Raw genomic sequence first — 17,408 nt, forward strand, 5'->3', positions numbered from 1 at the left:
CACCGGTACGTCACGTCGTCGGCCGGGACCCTCTTCACAAAGGGTTTCCACGTTGTCCGACAACGCTCTGCACGACTCCTTCTTCGCCCTGCACCACGGTCTGCCGCGGCAGGGTCCCGGCTCCGACACCACCACCCGTCGGCTCCTCGCGCTCGCGGGGAGGCTGCCGGAGCGTCCGCGCGTGCTCGACCTGGGCTGCGGCCCCGGCCGCTCCGCGCTGCTCCTGGCCGCCGAGGCGGGCGCCGAGGTGACCGCCGTCGACACCCATGAACCGTTCCTCGCGGAGCTGCGGCGGACCGCCGCCGCCCGCGGGCTCGACGGCGCGGTCCGCACCCTGAACGCCGACATGGGCGCCCTGCCGTTCCCCGACGGCTCCTTCGATCTGGTCTGGGCCGAGAGCTCGGTCTTCGTCCTCGGCTTCGACCGGGCCCTGGTCGAATGGCGCAGGCTCCTCGCGCCCGGCGGCACCCTGGTGCTCACCGAGTGCGTCTGGACCACCGAGGAGCCGGGCCCGGCGGCCCGCGCCTTCTGGGAGGACCACTACGTCCTCCGTAGCGTCGCGGAGAACGCGGCGGCGGCCGTCGAGGCCGGCTACCACGTCCTGGGGACCGTCCCGCAGCCCGAGAGCGACTGGGACGAGTACTACGTCCCGCTCGCCGCGCACGCCGAGGCGGCGGACACCACCGTGCCCGGCATGGCCGAGGCGGTGGCCGGGGCCCGCGCCGAGATCGCGCTGCGGCGCGATCACGGCACCGACTACGGGTACGCCGGCTTCGTCCTGCGGCTCGCCGATCCGCGCTGGCGCACCCGTCCGGAGACCGACGCGGACGCGGCGGCGATCCACCGGGTCGTGGCCACGGCCTTCGGGTCGGAGGCCGCGCCTTCGCGGACGGAGGCCGATCTGGTCGACGCGCTGCGGCGCGACGACGCCTGGCTGCCGGGTCTGTCGTACGTGGCCGAGGCCCCGGACGGCACGGTCGCGGCGCACGCGCTGATCACCCGCTGTCTGGTGGACGGCGTCCCCGCGGCCGCGCTCGCCCCGGTCTCGGTGGCTCCCGCCCACCAGCGGACGGGGGCCGGGCAGGCCGTCGTCCGGGCGGTGCTGGACGCGGCCCGGCTGCGTGGCGAGCCGCTCGTGCTCGTCCTGGGCCATCCGGAGTACTACCCGCGGTTCGGGTTCGTACGGGCGTCCGAGTATGGAATCCGGCCAGGTTTCGAGGCTCCGGACGAGGCGATGATGGCGCTCGTCCTGGACGGTTCCGTACCCGTTCCACCGGGCACGCTCGTCTATCCGGCACCTTTCGGGGTGTAGTGCCCCTTTGAGCCCCTCCCGCTCCCGCCGCACCGGCTGTACTCCGGTGCGGTGGGAGCGGCCACGTCCGGCCTCCGAAGTACGGACAAGCCGGTTTTGTACGGCAGACTGTGGTGGCCCCAACGGGCCGAGGACCGATGCGAAGGATGGGTATGCCGATCACACCAGCCCCCGCGGCTCAGATCTCGCCGGAGACCGCGTCGAACGGCGTCCAGCCGTCCGGAGTCCCGGCGCCGATCATGCTCGAACTGGTCGACGAGGAGGGGAGGACCATCGGCACCGCGGAGAAGCTCGCCGCGCACCAGGCGCCGGGTCAGCTGCACCGCGCCTTCTCCGTCTTCCTCTTCGACGAGTCGGGCCGGCTGCTGCTCCAGCGGCGGGCGCTCGGCAAGTACCACTCCCCCGGCGTCTGGTCGAACACCTGCTGCGGCCACCCCTACCCGGGCGAGGCGCCGTTCGCCGCGGCGGCCCGGCGCACCTTCGAGGAGCTGGGCGTCTCGCCGACGCTGCTCGCGGAGGCCGGCACCGTCCGCTACAACCACCCGGACCCGGCCTCGGGCCTGGTGGAGCAGGAGTTCAACCACCTCTTCGTCGGCCTGGTGCAGGCCGACCCGCGGCCGGACCCGGAGGAGATCGAGTCCACCGCCTTCGTGACCGCCGACGAGCTCGTCGAGCGGCACGCCGCCGTGCCCTTCTCGGCCTGGTTCATGACGGTCCTGGACGCGGCGCGTCCGGCGATCAGGGAGCTGACGGGTCCGGCCGGCGGCTGGTGACCGCCGGAGGCGCCTCCCTGCCCCGGTGCCATCGGGGCCAGGGGGTGTCCGTCAGACGGGCCCCAGGGGCAGCGCCGCCCAGATGATCTTCCCGCCGCTCGCGGTGTGCTCGACGTCGCAGGCGCCGCCGGCCTCCTGGGCGATCTCGCGGACCAGGAGGAGCCCCCGGCCGCCGGTCTGCCCCCAGTCCGCCTCCAGTGCCTTGGGCCGGTACGGGTGGTTGTCCTCGACGGACACCCTGACCCACTCGGGGCCGATCGCGACCTCCACCGCTATCTCCGGGGAGAGCAGCGCCGCGTGCCGCACGGCGTTGGTCACCAGTTCGGAGACGATCAGCAGCAGGCCGTCCATGATCTCCTCATGGACCGGGACTCCCTGGCGGACCAGCAGGTCGCGTACGGCGTGCCGGGCCTGCGGGACGGAGACGTCGACCGCTGCAGCGGTGAAGCGCCAGACTCCTTCGTAGGACGGTTGCCGGGCGGGGACGCCTCCGTGCGTCTCCACGGTCCCGTTCCCGCCCTCGTGCTCGATTCTCGCCACGGATCGAGTCTTGGCAATGCGCGCGGGTCGACCGGCCTACTGACCAGAAGTCGACACTTATCGGCCACCTTCTGATCGGCTGAGTATGCCAACGTCAGTTGTTCGACTACTCCTGCGCAGTTTCTGAGGACTCCGGAGGCGGGGCGGCATCGGGAGCCGAAGGGGTCACCATACGGACGATCCGTCGGCCGCCCACCCCGATCGCGATCAGGCCGAGACCGTCGAAGAGCAGGGCGAGCGAGAAGAAGACGCCGAGGACGTACCGGCTGCTGTCCGGCCAGTCGAACAGCACCAGCAGACCAAGCAGCAGTCCGAAGGCGCCCTGGAACAGCGTCCAGCCGAACTGCGGCCCCCGCACCACCAGACTGCCCACCAGCCGGAACAGCCCGCCGGTGAGGAACAGCAGGGCGGCGAACATCGTCAGCGCCTCCGCCGAGCCCTCCGGGTGACGGATGACCACGACACCGGCCGCGATGTTCAGCGCGGCCACCACGACGGCGAGCCAGAAGTAGCTGGTGCCGCGCGACTGGACGGCCTGCAGCAGCCCCACGACGCCGCCGAAGAGCAGCAGCCAGCCGAAGAGCAGCATGGACGTCAGCGTGGCGGCGGCGGTGTAGACGAGGCCGACGAGACCGCCGATCACGAGCAGGGCGCCGAGCACGGCCAGCCCGCTGAAGTCGCGGCGGAGCTTCTTCCCCTCGCGGGCCATCTCACGGACCGGATCCGGGCCGGCCTGCGCCCCGCGGGCGTCCTCGGCCATGTGGTGCCTCCTCGGATCGGCCCCTTCCTGATCGTACGTTCGGGTCCGGCGGATAGCATCCGGCCCATGGAGCCGCAGCTGAAGGAAAGCGTCACGGACGGGATCGCCACCGTCGTCATCGCCAACCCCGCCAAGCGCAACGCCATGAGCGCCGGGATGTGGCGCGCCCTGCCCGCCGTCCTGGAGCGGCTCGCCGCCGACCCCGCGGTCCGGGTCCTGGTCCTCACCGGCGAGGGCGACACCTTCTGCGCCGGGGCGGACATCGCGGGGCTGCGGGAGCCCGGCGACGAGCAGCAGACCCTGGCGGTACGGGCCGAGGACGCGCTCGCGGCCTTCCCCAAGCCGAGCCTCGCCGCCGTGCGGGGCTTCTGCGTCGGGGGCGGCAGCCAGCTCGCCGCCGCGTGCGACCTGCGCTTCGCCGAGGAGGGTGCCCGCTTCGGGATCACGCCCTCGAAGCTCGGCATCGTCTACCCCTCCTCCTCGACCCGCAGGCTCACCGCCCTGGTCGGGCCCTCGACCGCCAAGTACCTGCTGTTCTCGGGCGAGTTGATGGACGCCGAGCGGGCACTGCGGACCGGGTTCGTGGACGAGCTGCATCCGGCGGGCGCGCTGGACAAGCGGGTGGCCGAGTTCGCCCGGGTGCTCGCCTCCCGCTCGCTGCTCACCCAGGCGGCGGCCAAGGAGTTCGCCGACGGGCGCCTCGACCGGGACGAGCACTGGGCGGAGCAGGCACGCGGCAGCGGCGACACCGCCGAGGGGGTCGCCGCCTTCCTGGAGCGCCGCGCGCCCCGCTTCACGTACGGGCTCTGAGGCTCAGCCCTCCCGTACCGGCGCCGTCTCGCCGCACCCGTGCGCGACGACCGCGGCCGGGGCCTTTCACCTCTTCCGTCACGGCGACGGCACCAAGCGGTGACTTGCCGATCGGGCCCGGCTGTTCCCGTCGTACCGACCAGTCGGTAACCTTCGGTTCCATGACGACTGCCCTTCCCCCGCAGGCGGGACGCCGCTGCCACAACGCACTCAACCCGCTGCACTCCACGCTGTACTTCTCCCCCGACCTGGACCGCGAGTTCGGCGCCCTCGGCTTCACCGACCCGAGCGCGATGCGGCTCGCCGCGCGGAGCGCCGCACTCGGCGCGGTGGGCGCGGGCACGGTCGCCGCGACCTTCTACAACTACAACCACGCGTTCCTCGCGCGGCACCTCCCGGCCGTCTGGGAGACCGCCTCCCCCGCCGAGGTCCTCGACGCGCGGCTGCGGACCGTCGACGCGACCCTGCGCCGGCTCCTCGGCGACGACGTGGTCGCCTCCCCGGAGATGGCCGAGGCGGCGGAGCTCGCCCTGCGCGCCACCGAGGCCTGCACCCGGCACGCCCGGCCGCTGTACTCGGCCCACGCCGATCTGCCGGTGCCCGAGCAGCCCCACCTCGCCTACTGGCTCGCCGCCACCCTGCTCCGCGAACACCGCGGCGACGGCCATCTGTCGGCGCTGCTCTCCGCCGGGCTCGACCCCGTCGAGGCCCTCGCCTCGCACACCGCCACCGGCAAGGGCATGGCGCCGCGCTGGGTCCTCGGCACGCGCGGCTGGCAGCGGGCCGACTGGGAGGCGGCGACGGAGCGCCTGCGCGAGCGCGGGCTCCTCGACGCCGAAGGCGAGCTGACGGAGTCGGGCACGGCCCTGCGCGCCGAGCTGGAGGACCACACCGACCGGCTCGACTCCGCCCCGTACGAGCACCTGGGCGCGGCCGGGGTCGAGCGCCTCACCGAGCTGGGCCGCGGCTTCCTGTTCGCGGCGGCCGGCGCGGGCGCCTTCCCGGCGGACCTGGTCGGCAAGGGCTGACCGAGCGGGCCGGGGACGCGCGCGGGACGGGTCGGTTACCGCGTCCGGGTGACCGACCCGGCAGAATGCACTCGCAAGCTTGAGGCACGAGAAGGCGAGTCGGGACACCGTGACGACGTCCATCGAAGCAAGGATCGCCGAGGAGCTCGGCGTACGCGAGCGACAGGTGAGGGCAGCCGTCGAGCTCCTCGACGGCGGTTCGACCGTGCCGTTCATCGCGCGCTACCGCAAGGAAGCGACCGAGATGCTCGACGACGCGCAGCTGCGCACCCTGGAGGAGCGGCTGCGCTATCTGCGCGAGCTGGAGGACCGCCGGTCGGCGATCCTCGACTCGGTCCGCGAGCAGGGCAAGCTGACGGACGAGCTGGAGGCGAGCATCCGGGCGGCCGACACCAAGGCGCGCCTGGAGGACATCTACCTGCCCTTCAAGCCGAAGCGCCGCACCAAGGCCCAGATCGCCCGCGAGGCCGGTCTCGAACCGCTGGCCGAGGGACTGCTCGCCGATCCGTCCGTCGAGCCGGCCGCCGCGGCCGCGGCCTTCGTGGACGCGGACAAGGGCGTCGCGGACGCCCCCGCGGCCCTGGAGGGCGCGCGGGCGATCCTCGCCGAGAAGTTCTCCGAGGACGCCGACCTCATCGGCGAGCTGCGCGAGCGCATGTGGGGCCGCGGACGCCTGGTGGCGAAGGTGCGCGAGGGCCAGGAGGAGGCGGGAGCGAAGTTCGCCGACTACTTCGACTTCGCCGAGCCCTTCACCGCGCTGCCCTCGCACCGGGTGCTCGCGATGCTGCGCGGGGAGAAGGAGGACGCCCTCGCCCTGGAGCTGGAGCCGGAGGAGCCCACGGAGGGTCCTTCCTCGTACGAGGGGATCGTCGCGGGTCGCTTCGGCGTCGCCGACCGGGGCCGGCCCGGGGACAAGTGGCTCCAGGACACGGTCCGCTGGGCCTGGCGGACCCGCATCCTGGTGCACCTGGGGATCGACCTGCGGCTGCGGCTGCGGACCGCCGCCGAGGACGAGGCGGTCCGGGTCTTCGCGGCGAACCTGCGGGACCTGCTGCTGGCCGCGCCGGCCGGCACGCGGGCGACCCTGGGGCTCGACCCCGGTTTCCGTACGGGTGTGAAGGTCGCCGTCGTCGACGCGACCGGCAAGGTCGTCGCCACCGACACGATCTACCCGCACGTGCCCGCCAACAAGTGGGACCAGGCGCTGGAGAAACTGGCGCGGCTCGCGAAGGAGCACGCGGTCGAACTGGTCGCGATCGGCAACGGCACGGCCTCCCGCGAGACCGACAAGCTGGCGGCCGAACTCCTCGCCAAGCACCCCGAGTTGAAGCTGACCAAGGTGATGGTCTCGGAGGCGGGCGCCTCGGTCTACTCGGCCTCCGCCTTCGCCTCGCAGGAACTCCCGGGCCTCGACGTGTCGCTGCGCGGCGCGGTCTCGATCGCCCGGCGGCTCCAGGACCCGCTCGCGGAGCTGGTGAAGATCGACCCGAAGTCCATCGGTGTCGGCCAGTACCAGCACGACCTGGCCGAGGTGAAGCTCTCGCGCTCGCTCGACGCGGTGGTCGAGGACTGTGTGAACGGTGTCGGTGTCGACGTCAACACCGCCTCGGCGCCGCTGCTCTCGCGGGTCTCGGGCATCAGCGGCGGCCTCGCCGAGAACATCGTGGCGCACCGGGACGCCAACGGCCCCTTCCGCTCCCGCAAGGCGCTCAAGGACGTGGCACGGCTCGGCCCGAAGGCGTACGAGCAGTGCGCGGGCTTCCTGCGCATCCGGGGCGGGGACGACCCGCTGGACGCCTCGGCGGTGCACCCGGAGGCGTACCCGGTGGTGCGCCGGATGGTGAAGGCGACCGGCGGCGAGGTCGCGGCGCTGATCGGCGACACGGGCACGCTGCGCTCGCTGCGGGCGGACGACTTCGTCGACGAGACCTTCGGTCTGCCGACGGTGACGGACATCCTGCGCGAGCTGGAGAAGCCGGGCCGTGACCCGCGTCCGGCGTTCCGTACGGCCACCTTCAAGGAGGGCGTCGAGAAGATCGGCGACCTGGCGTCCGGGATGGTCCTGGAGGGCGTCGTCACCAACGTGGCGGCCTTCGGCGCGTTCGTGGACATCGGCGTGCACCAGGACGGCCTGGTGCACGTGTCGGCGATGTCGAAGACCTTCGTCAAGGACCCGCGCGACGTGGTGAAGCCCGGCGACGTGGTCAAGGTGAAGGTGCTGGACGTGGACGTCCCGCGCAAGCGGATCTCGCTGACGCTGCGGCTCGACGACGAGCCGGGCGCCGACGGCCAGGGCGGTGCGCCCCGGCGTGACCGGGGCGAGCGGGGCGGCGACCGGGGCGAGCGCTCCGGCCGGCCGCCGCAGCAGCGTCAGGGCGGTGGCCGCCGGGCCGAGGGCGGGAACCGGAACGACCGCGCGGACCGGGGCGGCAAGGGGAACGACCGCGGCGGCCGGGACCGCTCGGCGGCTCCGGCGCCCGCCAACAGCGCGATGGCCGACGCCCTCCGCAAGGCCGGCCTGCTCGGCGAGGGCGGCGGCAAGCGCCGATAGAACCCGCAGGTCGGAGGCGGTTTCCGACCGGACTGCCGGAGTCGTCCCCGTACACACCGATGGGCGTGTGCGGGGACGACTCTCGTTCACCGGATGTTGAAGCAGGTCGTCCGTTTTTTCCATTGACGCGCGCAGGACAAGGAACCAAGATCATCTCCGGCCTCCGCGGAAGGCCGCGACATGTTCCTGCTCCCAGAGGTAGTGACGACATATGAAGCGCGCGATCGCGAAGGTGGCGGGAGTTTCCGCCGCCGCGATGACCATGGCCCTGATCCCGCTCGCCGGCACCTCGTACGCCGCCGGCTGCTACGGCACCGGCTGCGACAACCTCGGCCCCGTCTCTCAGTCCTGCGACGGTGACGCCACCACCAAGGCGACCGCCTACGCCGACGGCGGCCTCAAGGCCGAGCTGCGCTGGTCCGCCGCCTGTCAGGCCGCCTGGGTCCGCGTGACCGACTCCAGCGGTGGCCAGTGGTGGGACAAGTACGGCTACATCGAGAAGTGGTCGGGCTACGGCACCGGCTTCGTGCGCAGCCTCTCGGTGAAGTTCCCCAACCCGGGTTCGGACTGGTCCAACATGCTCGGCGGCAGCAGCTACTACTACCGCACCTGCATCAAGGACACGGGCACGGGCCACATCGACTGCAGCACCTTCTGGTAGGCCCTCCGGCTCCCGCGTCGGGGCGCACACGGTCGCCCGTTTTACCTACTGACGCAGACATGCCAGAATCACAAGATCAACTCCGGCCTCCACGGCAGTCCGGAGAAATCCCCGCTCCCGGAGGTATCGGCAACAGATGAAGCGCGCACTCGCGAAGGTCGCAGGCGTGGCCGCCGCCGCGATGACCATGGCCCTGGTCCCGCTCGCGGGCACCTCGTACGCCGCCGGCTGCTACGGCAGCGGCTGCGACAACCTCGGCCCCGTCTCGCAGGCCTGCGACAAGGACGCCACCACCAAGGTGTCCACCACCAACAGCAACGGCTTCAGGGCCGAGCTGCGCTGGTCCGGCACGTGCCAGGCCGGGTGGGTCCGCGTCACGTCCCCCTCCGGCAGCCAGTGGTGGCCCCGGTACGGCTCCATCGAGAAGTGGCTGGGCCCCGGCACCGACTTCCAGCGCAGCCTCACGGTGCAGTTCCCCTACGAGGCGGGCTCCGACTGGTCCAACATGCTCGGCAGCCCCAGCGCGTACTACCGTGTCTGCATCAGCGACAACGGCAACGTGACCTGCAGCAACTTCTGGTAGACCGCTGACCCCCGCGTCCGCGTGAAAGAGGCCACAGCCCACCGGGCTGTGGCCTCTTCGCGTGCGGACTCCGTCACGGCAGGAAGCGCAGCGCCCAGTCCGCGCGGTTGGCGACGGAGAGGTCGTCGTCCTCCGTCATCGGCTGGAGGAGCCGCCGGGCCTCCTTCGGGTCCGCCTGGACCAGCTCGACGATCTCGGTGGCCAGGCCGTCCTGGTCGTCGCCGAGGTCGACGGCGGAGGCACGGATCAGGGCCGGAAGGGTGTCGGCGCCGCCGAGGGAGGCGATCACACCGCCGAGGAGTTCCCGGGCGTAGGCGTTCCGCTCGGCGAGGGCCCGCTCCAGCTCCGCCTGGAGGCGCGGCAGGAGACCGGCGTCGCCCGAGGCGGCGATCTCGTCGGCGAGGTCGATCGTCTCGTCCACGTCCGCGTCCAGATCGTCCAGCATCTCGGTCAGCCGGGTCAGTAGGTCGGTCATCGTGCCTCCTGGAAAGCGCCGTCCACCAGGACCGGAACGGCCGTCGAGCCGTCGAGCTCGGCGGCCACGGCCACGTCCTGCGGAAAGCCGTACTCGTACAGTTCACGGCCCGAGTCGCAGCCGTGCAAGGCGGCGACCGGGTCCTCGGTCGCGTCCCACAGCGTGGCCGCCGCGGTCGCCTCCGGGGTCAGGGTGTGCGTCCTCGCGAAGGCGGACAGCACCGCTCCCGCGCCCAGCAGGTCTTCGAGCGCCGGGCGCAGCGAGCCGTCGGGCCATCGCTCGCCGGAGGCGATGACGGCGAGCGGGCGGTCCGCCGTGCCGTAGCCCCGGTCGGCGAGCAGGCGGGCGACGGCCGAAGGGTTGCGCAGGGAGGCGGCCACGACGGTCGCGCCGCCCGAGGCGGCCTCCGCCGCGATCGTGGATCCGTTCGGGGAGGGCAGGACCAGGCGGGCCGGCCGCGGGGCGGCGCGCAGGGCGGCCGCGGAGAGCGTCCAGGGGTTCGCCTCGGTGGCCTCGCGCCGGCCGACGGCGAGCGCGGCGTCCTTCTCCCGCGCGTACGCCACGGCGGTGGCGTCCCGCCATCGGTACGGGTAGACGGCCGTGCCCCCCTCGACCACGACGCCGACGGCCGTCGTGAACGACAGCACGTCGACCACGACCACACAGGCGGCCGCCGGGGCGAGGGCCCGCGCCTCGACGGGGCCCCAGCCGAAGGAGACGGTCATCGCGGGCCCCGTCCGGGCGAGACCGGCATCAGAGTTCGGTCACCTTGCCGTCGGCCACCTCGATGCGGCGGGTGGTGCGGACCGCGTCGAGCATGCGCCGGTCGTGGGTGACGAGCAGCAGCGTGCCGGTGTACGAGTCGAGGGCGGACTCCAGCTGCTCGATGGCCGGCAGGTCCAGGTGGTTGGTCGGCTCGTCGAGGACGAGCAGGTTCACGCCCCGGCCCTGGAGCAGGGCGAGCGCGGCGCGCGTCCGCTCGCCCGGGGAGAGGGTGGTCGCCGGCCGCAGCACATGGACGGCCTTCAGGCCGAACTTGGCGAGCAGCGTCCGCACCTCGGCGGGCTCGGTGTCGGGCACGGCCGCGCAGAACGCCTCCAGGAGCGTCTCCGTGCCGTGGAACAGCTTCCGGGCCTGGTCGACCTCGCCGACGACGACGCCCGAGCCGAGCACCGCGTCGCCGGAGTCCAGCGGGAGACGCCCGAGGAGGGCGGCGAGCAGGGTCGACTTCCCGGCGCCGTTGGCCCCGGTGACGGCGACCCGGTCCGCCCAGTCGATCTGGAGGGTGACGGGGCCGAAGGAGAAGTCGCCGCGGCGCACCTCGGCCTCCCGCAGGGTCGCCACGACCGAGCCGGAGCGGGGCGCGGCGGCGATCTCCATGCGCAGCTCCCACTCCTTGCGGGGTTCCTCGACGACGTCGAGGCGCTCGATCATGCGCTGGGTCTGCCGGGCCTTCGCGGCCTGCTTCTCACTGGCCTCGCTGCGGGCGTTGCGCCCGAGCTTGTCGCTGTCGGTGGCCTTGCGGCGGGCGTTCTTGACGCCCTGCGTCATCCAGGAGCGCTGCATGTGGCCGCGCGCCTCCAGGGCGGCCTTCTTGCCGGCGTACTCGTCGTACTCCTCGCGCGCGTGGCGCCGGGCGGTGTCCCGCTCCTCCAGGTAGGCCTCGTAACCGCCGCCGTACAGGGTGATCTGCTGCTGGGCGAGGTCGAGTTCGAGGACCTTGGTGACGGTGCGGGTGAGGAACTCGCGGTCGTGACTGACGACGACCGTCCCGGCGCGGAGCCCCTTCACGAAGGCCTCCAGGCGCTCCAGGCCTTCGAGGTCGAGGTCGTTGGTGGGCTCGTCGAGCAGGAAGACGTCGTAGCGGGAGAGGAGCAGCGAGGCGAGGCCGGCGCGGGCGGCCTGGCCGCCGGAGAGGGCGGTCATCGGCTGGTCGAGGCCGACGGTGAGGCCGAGGGAGTCGGCGACCTCCTCGGCGCGCTCGTCGAGGTCGGCGCCGCCGAGGTTCAGCCAGCGCTCCAGGGTGGTCGCGTACGCGTCGTCCGCGCCGGGCGTGCCGTCGACGAGGCCCTGGGTGGCCTCGTCCATGGCGGCCTGGGCGGCGGCGACCCCGGTGCGGCGGGCGAGGAACTCGCGCACCGTCTCCCCCGCGCGCCGCTCGGGCTCCTGCGGGAGGTGACCGACGGCGGCGGTGGGCGGGGAGAGCCGCAGCTCGCCCTCCTCCGGGGTGTCGAGCCCGGCGAGCAGCCGCAGCAGGGTCGACTTGCCGGCGCCGTTGACGCCGACGAGGCCGATGACGTCACCGGGGGCGACGACGAGGTCGAGCCCGGCGAAGAGGGTGCGTTCGCCGTGGCCGGCGGCGAGGTCCTTGGCGACGAGGGTTGCAGTCATCAGGGAACGAATCCTAGGCGACGCTGCGACACGCCGAGGATTCGAGGAGCCGCAGGAGCACGGAGCGGTAGGTGGCGCCGTGGAAGCGGTACGGGCCGACGCCGGGGTAGCCCTCGCGCACGAGGCCGTCGGCGGGGCCGGTCTGCCAGGCGAAGTCGCGCCAGACGACGTCCCCGCCCTCGTGGGCGACGACGGCGGTGACCGCGCCGCAGCCGGGGTCCTCGCAGTCGGGGCAGGAGTGGATCACCTGGCGGGTGCCGTCGGCGCGGAGGAGGCGGTGCGCGTCCTCGGGGCGGACGGTCGGCGGGAGGTCCGCCGCGAGGGGCGAGACGGTGTCGAAGCCGTCGGTCTCGTCGAGCCGGTGGAGCAGCGGCCTGCCGTCGACGAGGAAGTCGTGGTGGAGGTGCTCGCCGACCGGGCTGGCGGCGGAGACGAGGTCGAGGGGCGTGTACGGGACCGGCATGACTCCAGTGTTTCCCCCTTCCGTGGCCGCACCGTCCCGGAAATGTCCCGGTCCCGGTACGGTCCGGGCCGTTCCCGGTACGGTCCGGGCATGGAGAACGACGTGACCGTGGTGGGCGGCGGGGTCGTCGGTCTCGCGACGGCGACCAGGCTGGCGGAGCGGGGGCTGCGGGTACGGATCTGGTCCCGGGACCCGTTGCCGAGCACGACCTCGGCGGTGGCGGGCGCCCTGTGGTGGCCGTACCGGATCGAGCCGGCGGCCGAGGCGGGGGCGTGGGCGCTCACCTCCCTGCGGGTGTACGGGGAGTTGGCCGTCGGTCCGGGGCGCAGCGGCGTCCGGTTCGTGTCCGGGGTCCACGCGGACGCGGTCCTCGGCGGTCTGGGCCCGTGGGCGAAGGAGGTCGAGGGGCTGCGGCAGTTGGCGCCGGAGGAGGTGCCCGGGCCGTACCGGACGGGGATCGCGGCCCGCCTGCCGCTGATCGACATGCCGGTCCATCTGGCCTTCCTGCGCGGCCGGTTCGAGGCGATGGGCGGGAGCTTCGAGCAGCGCGAGGTCAGGGACTTCGGGGAGGCCGCCGCCCTCGCCCCGGTGGTGGTCGACTGCACGGGGCTCGCGGCGCGGGAGCTCGTACCGGATCCCGGACTGCGGCCGGTGCGGGGGCAGTTGGTGCTGGTGGAGAACCCGGGGATCGAGGAGTGGTTCACGGCGGCGGACGAGTCGGCGGGCGAGACCACGTACTTCTTCCCGCATACCGACCGGCTGGTGCTCGGCGGGACGGCGCAGGAGGGCGACGAGCGGCTCACCCCTGATCCCGCGACGGCGGCGGCGATCGTGGCGCGGTGCGCGCGGGTGCGGCCGGAGATCGCGGGGGCGCGGATCCTCGGGCATCTGGTGGGACTGCGGCCCGCCCGGACGGGCGGGGTGCGGATCGAGGCGGTGCCGCTGCCGGGCGGCGGGCGGCTCGTCCACCACTACGGGCACGGCGGCGCGGGGGTGACGGTGGCCTGGGGCTGCGCGGAGGCGGCGGCGGACCTGGTCCTCGGCTGAGGACGGCCCCGTCCCCGGGAAGCGGGCCGGAAACGACCGCGGGGCGGTTGCCGTCCTTTCGGATGGCAACCGCCCCGCGTGTCCTGCTACTGCCAGAGCGGCGGCTTGCTGTTCTTGTCCGCGTCGGCGCACTGCTTGGCCTTGCGCTCCAGGGCGTCGGCGCGGGCGAAGGCCTTGCGGGCCTCCTCCGTGGCGCCGAGGCGCTTGAGCTGGTTGCCCCGGTCGCGCTCCTTGTGGGCGTCCGCCCGCAGCTTGCTGACGTTGCAGGTGACGGTCTTGGCGGCGGCCGGCTCCGCGGTCGCCGTCTGTCCGAGCAGCACGCCCCCGGCGAGCAGCGTCGTGGCGAGCAGGGCCGTCAGGGCCCGGCGCACGGGCTTGATGTGGCGCATGGTGGTTCTCCAACTTCAGGGCCTGGTCGGCCCGTTCGAGGCATGGTCAGTACCGGCAGGTAACTTTACCTCGGCAAACATCGGAATCACGCCACGCCGGGCCGGGGCCACCCGATCGTCAACACCTCTCCACAGGACTCCCACTGACGAGGTGATAGGTCGCCCGCGCGTCCAGGAGCAGCGGGACGAGCGCGCGCTGCGACTGGCGCAGCGGCACGAACGCCCCGGCGCCCTCCGCCCGTACGGTCACGCCGTGCAGGGCGAGTTCGTCGCCCGCCTCGGCGTACTGCGCGGCGTCCAGGCGGTAGCCGCACGGCGGGTCGCCGAGGATCTCCGCCGGCTCGGCCGGGTCGTTGTCGGCGCCGCCGAGGTAGACCGGGCCCCGGTCGGCGAAGCCGGTGAGCCGGGCGATCGAGATGGCCGCCGTGAGCGGCCCGCGCCGCTCGTCCAGGTAGGCGAAGGCCCCTTCCAGGGCGGCGTGCTGCGTGGCGACCCGGCGCCGGTGGTTGAGGGCCGGATCGTCCTTCTCGGCCTGGTCGAGGGCGTCCACCCGGGTCTCGACGAGCAGTCCGGCGGAGTGCTTGATGCCGGCCGTGTTGCGCAGGATCCGCTCCTGGCCGTCACCGGCGACCTGCTTGATCGGCTCGCCGGTGAGGGGGTCGGTCCAGATGCCGTAGACGCCGCTGCTGTAGCCGGCGAGCCCGGCGGCGGGCCGGACGTACGACTCCGACAGCGTCCGGGACTCGTCGTGGACGTGCGGGTCGGCGTCGAGGCTGCGGGGCCAGAGGGCGAGCAGGTCCTTGTCGTAGTAGCGGGGGGTGGCGCCGTACTCGTGGAGGTCGTAGACGAGTGCGGGCCTCCGGTCGCGGATGACGGCGGCGATCGCCCGCGCCTCGGCGGTGCGCAGTGCGAGGTGGTCGCGGTTGACGTCGATGCCGTCGCCGTTGCCCCGGGTGTCGGCCTCACGGCCGTCGGGGTTCGCGGTGGGGACGACGAGGAGGGTGGTGCGGGCGAGGAAACGCAGGGTCTCCTCGTCCTGGGCGTACGCGAGGTCGCGCACGGTGCTCAGACACGCCTCCCGGCCCGCCGGCTCGTCCCCGTGCTGGCTGCAGACGAGCAGCACGGTCGTGCCGGCCCCGCCCGCGCCGAGGGTGGCGAGCCGCAGCGGGCGGCCCTGCCCGGTGGTGCCGATCTCACGCAGCGACAGCCGGTCGCTCCCCCGGTCGACGGCCGCGAGGAACTCCCCCTCCTGGGCCTCGGTGGTCCACCGGGCGCCCCGGCTCTCCTCGAAGCCGGTACGCGGGAGGGCCCCCGCGGGCGCGCTGTCCGCGGCCTTGGCGGGGACGGTGACGAGCGGCAGGGCGAGGGCGGCGGCGCCCACCGCGAGGGCGAGCGTCCGGCGGGAACTCCGCCGCCCGGTAAGGGGGTTCATCGGGCGGCTCCCTCACGGCCGGGGCCCGGCAGACGCGGTCCGGAGACGGCGGCCGGCGGGACGGGGCCGGTCAGGGAGGGAACGGAGGTCGGCGAGGGCACGGCCGGGGCCGGTCCCGTCGTCGCCCGGTCGAACGCCCCGGCACCGCCGACCAACGGCACCCTCGCCCAGGTGCGGGTGAGGTCGAGGGTGAGGGTCGGGGTGGTCGACGGGGGATCGATGAGGTCCTTGTCGGTGCCGCCGACGATCAGGGCGAGCCGGTGGCCGGCCGGGACGACGTGGTCGGTCGCCGCGAGGTCCACGGTGAGGGTGTACGCCCTGCCGGGGGTCAGCGGGCGCTCCTTGTGCGGGTCGGCCCAGGTCCCGAGGTCGGCCCAGCCCCGGCTGACGACCGTGTACGCGACGTCCGCCGTGCGGGCCGCGGTCTCCTTGAAGCAGGCGCTGTCGCCCGGGGTGCTCGCGCCCCAGCAGGTGCGGTCGGTGAGGGTGGTGATCCCCTCGCCGGCGGCCCCGTAGTCCCGGATCGTGTCCGGGCCGAGGTCGACGAGGACGGCGGAGAGGTGCGCGGTGGCGGTGGTGGGGGTGGCGGTGACCGTCACCTTCGAGGAGCCGGAGATCCGCAGGTCCCGGGAGAGCGGACGGGTGACGAACCCGGCCTTCTCCGGGGTGGGGTCGTCGATCCGGGCGGCCCAGTCCAGCTCGCCCAGGGCCGGGTCGTCGGTGAAGGCCGCCGTCGCGCCGGGGGCGGCGGGCGCGCGGCCGAGGACGCCGGGGCCGGGGACCGCTCCGGGGGCGGGGCGCAGGGTGGTGGTCGCGGTGCCGGCCGCCGGCCACTGCCGGTCGGTGGTCCAGACGTCCGGGGCGCGCTCGATGTCGGCGACGGGCTCGCGGTCGACGCCGTTGTCGTAGCCGAGGAGGTAGTGGTCGAACCAGCGGTGCAGGGTGCGGACCCAGTCGGCGCGCCGGAAGTCGAAGGGGTCGACGTGGCCGGTCTGGGAGAGCCAGATCTTCCGCTCGACGCCCTGGGCGGCGAGCGCGTCCCACCACTGGCCGAACTGCTTGGCGCGGACGTTGAGGTCCTGCTGTCCGTGGACGACGAAGACGCTGGCCCTGACCTTGCCCGCGTCCTTCACGTGGTCGCGCTCGGTCCAGGCCGGGGTCCAGTCGCCGCTGTAGGGGGTGCCGGCGGTGACGCGGTCCTGGACGGCGCCGCAGCGGCCCTGTGCCTCGGGGCTGTTCACGTACTCGGAGAGCCAGCTCGGGTTGGCGTTGTAGAGCGGGGCGCCCTGCGAGTGGAAGTAGTCGTACCAGGAGGAGATGGCACCGATCGGAACGATCGTTTTCAGCCCTTCGACGCCGGTGGCGGCGACGCCGTTGGCGATGGTGCCGTCCCAGCTCTTGCCGATCATGCCGACGTTCCCCGTGCTCCAGGCGGTGGCGCGGGCCGGGGCCCCGCCGGTGCGGGAGGTGTAGCCGCGGGCACGGCCGTTCAGCCAGTCGACGACGGCCTTCGCGGACTGGACGTCGGAGCGGCCGCCGACGTCGTCGCAGCCGTCGGAGCGGTTGGTGCCGGCGAGGTCGACGGCGACGAAGGCGTAGCCGCGGGGGACGAAGAAGTTGTCGTAGAAGAGCGGCAGCTGGACGGGGTTCCCGTCGGCGTCGTAGGTCTTCTTCTGGCCCTCGTTGCCGCGTCCGCAGCAGGCGTAGTACGGGCTGGCGTCCATGATGACCGGGATCTTCCGGCCGGCCGCCGCGGGCTCACGGGGGCGGACGATGTCGACGGCGACCCGGTCGGCGCGCCCGTCGCCGTCGCCGTCGAGGCCGGTGTCCACCCAGACGGACTCGCGGACGGCGTCGGCGTACGAGTGCACCGGGCGGGACTCGCGCACGAAGGGCGAGACCGCTTCCGGACGGGCTCCGGCGGGGGTGACCAGGGTGGCGAACAGGGCGGCCGTGGCCGCGGACACGAGGGTTCCGTACGTCAGTCGGGCTCCGCGGGTTCTCCGCTTTCGCATCGGCATGCGCCGGAACGTACCCCGGTCAACTCCCGGGCAAAAGAGTGCCGGAGGGAATCAGGGGGATTCAGGGCACTCCGGTGACGGACGTGTTCATGTCGGCCGAATGGCGATCGTGTGACAGGGGGTCCTCTGGACGTGACGGTGCGTCGGAGGGCTGAATAGGGTCCGAGCTAAG

The 17,408-nt window shown here is 73.5% G+C and carries 17 protein-coding genes; 8 read left to right on the forward strand and 9 right to left on the reverse strand.

Annotated elements, in window-relative coordinates:
- The first annotated feature begins 52 nt into the window (after positions 1 to 52).
- The gene (locus ACF07V_RS20860) at positions 53 to 1,312 is read left to right on the forward strand and encodes a GNAT family N-acetyltransferase (protein ID WP_392156080.1); all 1,260 of its coding nucleotides are present in this window, start codon (positions 53 to 55) and stop codon (positions 1,310 to 1,312) included.
- Positions 1,313 to 1,464: 152 nt separating this feature from the next.
- Positions 1,465 to 2,085, forward strand: coding sequence for an isopentenyl-diphosphate Delta-isomerase (gene idi / locus ACF07V_RS20865; protein ID WP_392156081.1), 621 nt, complete (start codon positions 1,465 to 1,467; stop codon positions 2,083 to 2,085).
- A 51-nt stretch (positions 2,086 to 2,136) separates the two neighbouring features.
- On the opposite strand, the gene ACF07V_RS20870 is transcribed toward idi, so the two are convergent.
- On the reverse strand, positions 2,137 to 2,589 hold the full coding sequence (locus ACF07V_RS20870) for an ATP-binding protein (RefSeq protein WP_366042330.1): 453 nt from the start codon (positions 2,587 to 2,589) through the stop codon (positions 2,137 to 2,139).
- 142 nt (positions 2,590 to 2,731) lie between these two features.
- A complete protein-coding gene (locus tag ACF07V_RS20875; protein WP_392156083.1) occupies positions 2,732 to 3,385 on the reverse strand; it encodes an HdeD family acid-resistance protein in 654 nt (217 codons plus the stop codon).
- 66 nt (positions 3,386 to 3,451) lie between these two features.
- Here ACF07V_RS20875 and ACF07V_RS20880 point away from each other — a divergent pair, with 66 nt between their 5' ends.
- The 5 genes from ACF07V_RS20880 to ACF07V_RS20900 all read left to right on the forward strand — a co-directional run bounded on the left by ACF07V_RS20880 (position 3,452) and on the right by ACF07V_RS20900 (position 9,018).
- Positions 3,452 to 4,195: an enoyl-CoA hydratase/isomerase family protein gene (locus ACF07V_RS20880; RefSeq protein WP_392156085.1), complete on the forward strand. Its 744-nt coding sequence runs from the start codon at positions 3,452 to 3,454 to the stop codon at positions 4,193 to 4,195.
- 161 nt (positions 4,196 to 4,356) lie between these two features.
- Complete coding sequence (locus ACF07V_RS20885) at positions 4,357 to 5,223, forward strand: hypothetical protein (RefSeq protein WP_392156086.1); 867 nt, start codon at positions 4,357 to 4,359, stop codon at positions 5,221 to 5,223.
- 109 nt (positions 5,224 to 5,332) lie between these two features.
- Positions 5,333 to 7,774 (forward strand): helix-hairpin-helix domain-containing protein, encoded by a 2,442-nt coding sequence (locus tag ACF07V_RS20890; protein ID WP_392156088.1) that lies wholly within the window; start codon positions 5,333 to 5,335, stop codon positions 7,772 to 7,774.
- Between the two features lie 211 nt (positions 7,775 to 7,985).
- Positions 7,986 to 8,435, forward strand: coding sequence for a DUF2690 domain-containing protein (locus tag ACF07V_RS20895; RefSeq protein ID WP_392156090.1), 450 nt, complete (start codon positions 7,986 to 7,988; stop codon positions 8,433 to 8,435).
- Between the two features lie 136 nt (positions 8,436 to 8,571).
- A complete protein-coding gene (locus ACF07V_RS20900; protein ID WP_392156092.1) occupies positions 8,572 to 9,018 on the forward strand; it encodes a DUF2690 domain-containing protein in 447 nt (148 codons plus the stop codon).
- Positions 9,019 to 9,091: 73 nt separating this feature from the next.
- On the opposite strand, the gene ACF07V_RS20905 is transcribed toward ACF07V_RS20900, so the two are convergent.
- The 4 genes from ACF07V_RS20905 to ACF07V_RS20920 are packed head-to-tail and all read right to left on the reverse strand — an operon-like array spanning position 9,092 to position 12,347.
- The gene (locus ACF07V_RS20905; RefSeq protein ID WP_392156094.1) at positions 9,092 to 9,493 is read right to left on the reverse strand and encodes a hypothetical protein; all 402 of its coding nucleotides are present in this window, start codon (positions 9,491 to 9,493) and stop codon (positions 9,092 to 9,094) included.
- A complete protein-coding gene (locus ACF07V_RS20910; RefSeq protein ID WP_392156095.1) occupies positions 9,490 to 10,218 on the reverse strand; it encodes a 2-phosphosulfolactate phosphatase in 729 nt (242 codons plus the stop codon). Before ACF07V_RS20910 ends, ACF07V_RS20905 begins: the two co-directional genes overlap by 4 nt.
- Positions 10,219 to 10,246: 28 nt before the next feature.
- Positions 10,247 to 11,884, reverse strand: a complete 1,638-nt coding sequence (locus tag ACF07V_RS20915) for an ABC-F family ATP-binding cassette domain-containing protein (RefSeq protein WP_392156097.1) — start codon at positions 11,882 to 11,884, stop codon at positions 10,247 to 10,249.
- A 13-nt stretch (positions 11,885 to 11,897) separates the two neighbouring features.
- Positions 11,898 to 12,347, reverse strand: coding sequence for a hypothetical protein (locus tag ACF07V_RS20920; RefSeq protein ID WP_392156098.1), 450 nt, complete (start codon positions 12,345 to 12,347; stop codon positions 11,898 to 11,900).
- Between the two features lie 90 nt (positions 12,348 to 12,437).
- Between ACF07V_RS20920 and ACF07V_RS20925 the strand changes: the two genes are divergently transcribed.
- A complete protein-coding gene (locus ACF07V_RS20925; RefSeq protein WP_392156100.1) occupies positions 12,438 to 13,394 on the forward strand; it encodes an FAD-dependent oxidoreductase in 957 nt (318 codons plus the stop codon).
- Between the two features lie 86 nt (positions 13,395 to 13,480).
- On the opposite strand, the gene ACF07V_RS20930 is transcribed toward ACF07V_RS20925, so the two are convergent.
- From ACF07V_RS20930 to ACF07V_RS20940, 3 genes are all read right to left on the reverse strand, one after another.
- Positions 13,481 to 13,783, reverse strand: coding sequence for a hypothetical protein (locus ACF07V_RS20930; RefSeq protein WP_392156102.1), 303 nt, complete (start codon positions 13,781 to 13,783; stop codon positions 13,481 to 13,483).
- 118 nt (positions 13,784 to 13,901) lie between these two features.
- Positions 13,902 to 15,215, reverse strand: a complete 1,314-nt coding sequence (locus ACF07V_RS20935) for a M14 family metallocarboxypeptidase (protein ID WP_392156103.1) — start codon at positions 15,213 to 15,215, stop codon at positions 13,902 to 13,904.
- Positions 15,212 to 17,236 carry a Xaa-Pro dipeptidyl-peptidase gene (locus ACF07V_RS20940; protein WP_392156104.1) on the reverse strand — a complete coding sequence of 675 codons (2,025 nt, stop codon included), beginning with the start codon at positions 17,234 to 17,236 and terminating at the stop codon, positions 15,212 to 15,214. The genes ACF07V_RS20935 and ACF07V_RS20940 overlap by 4 nt, the downstream gene beginning before the upstream one ends.
- Between the last annotated feature and the right edge of the window lie 172 nt (positions 17,237 to 17,408).

This window comes from Streptomyces sp. NPDC015661 (assembly GCF_043077765.1).
GTDB lineage: Bacteria > Actinomycetota > Actinomycetes > Streptomycetales > Streptomycetaceae > Streptomyces.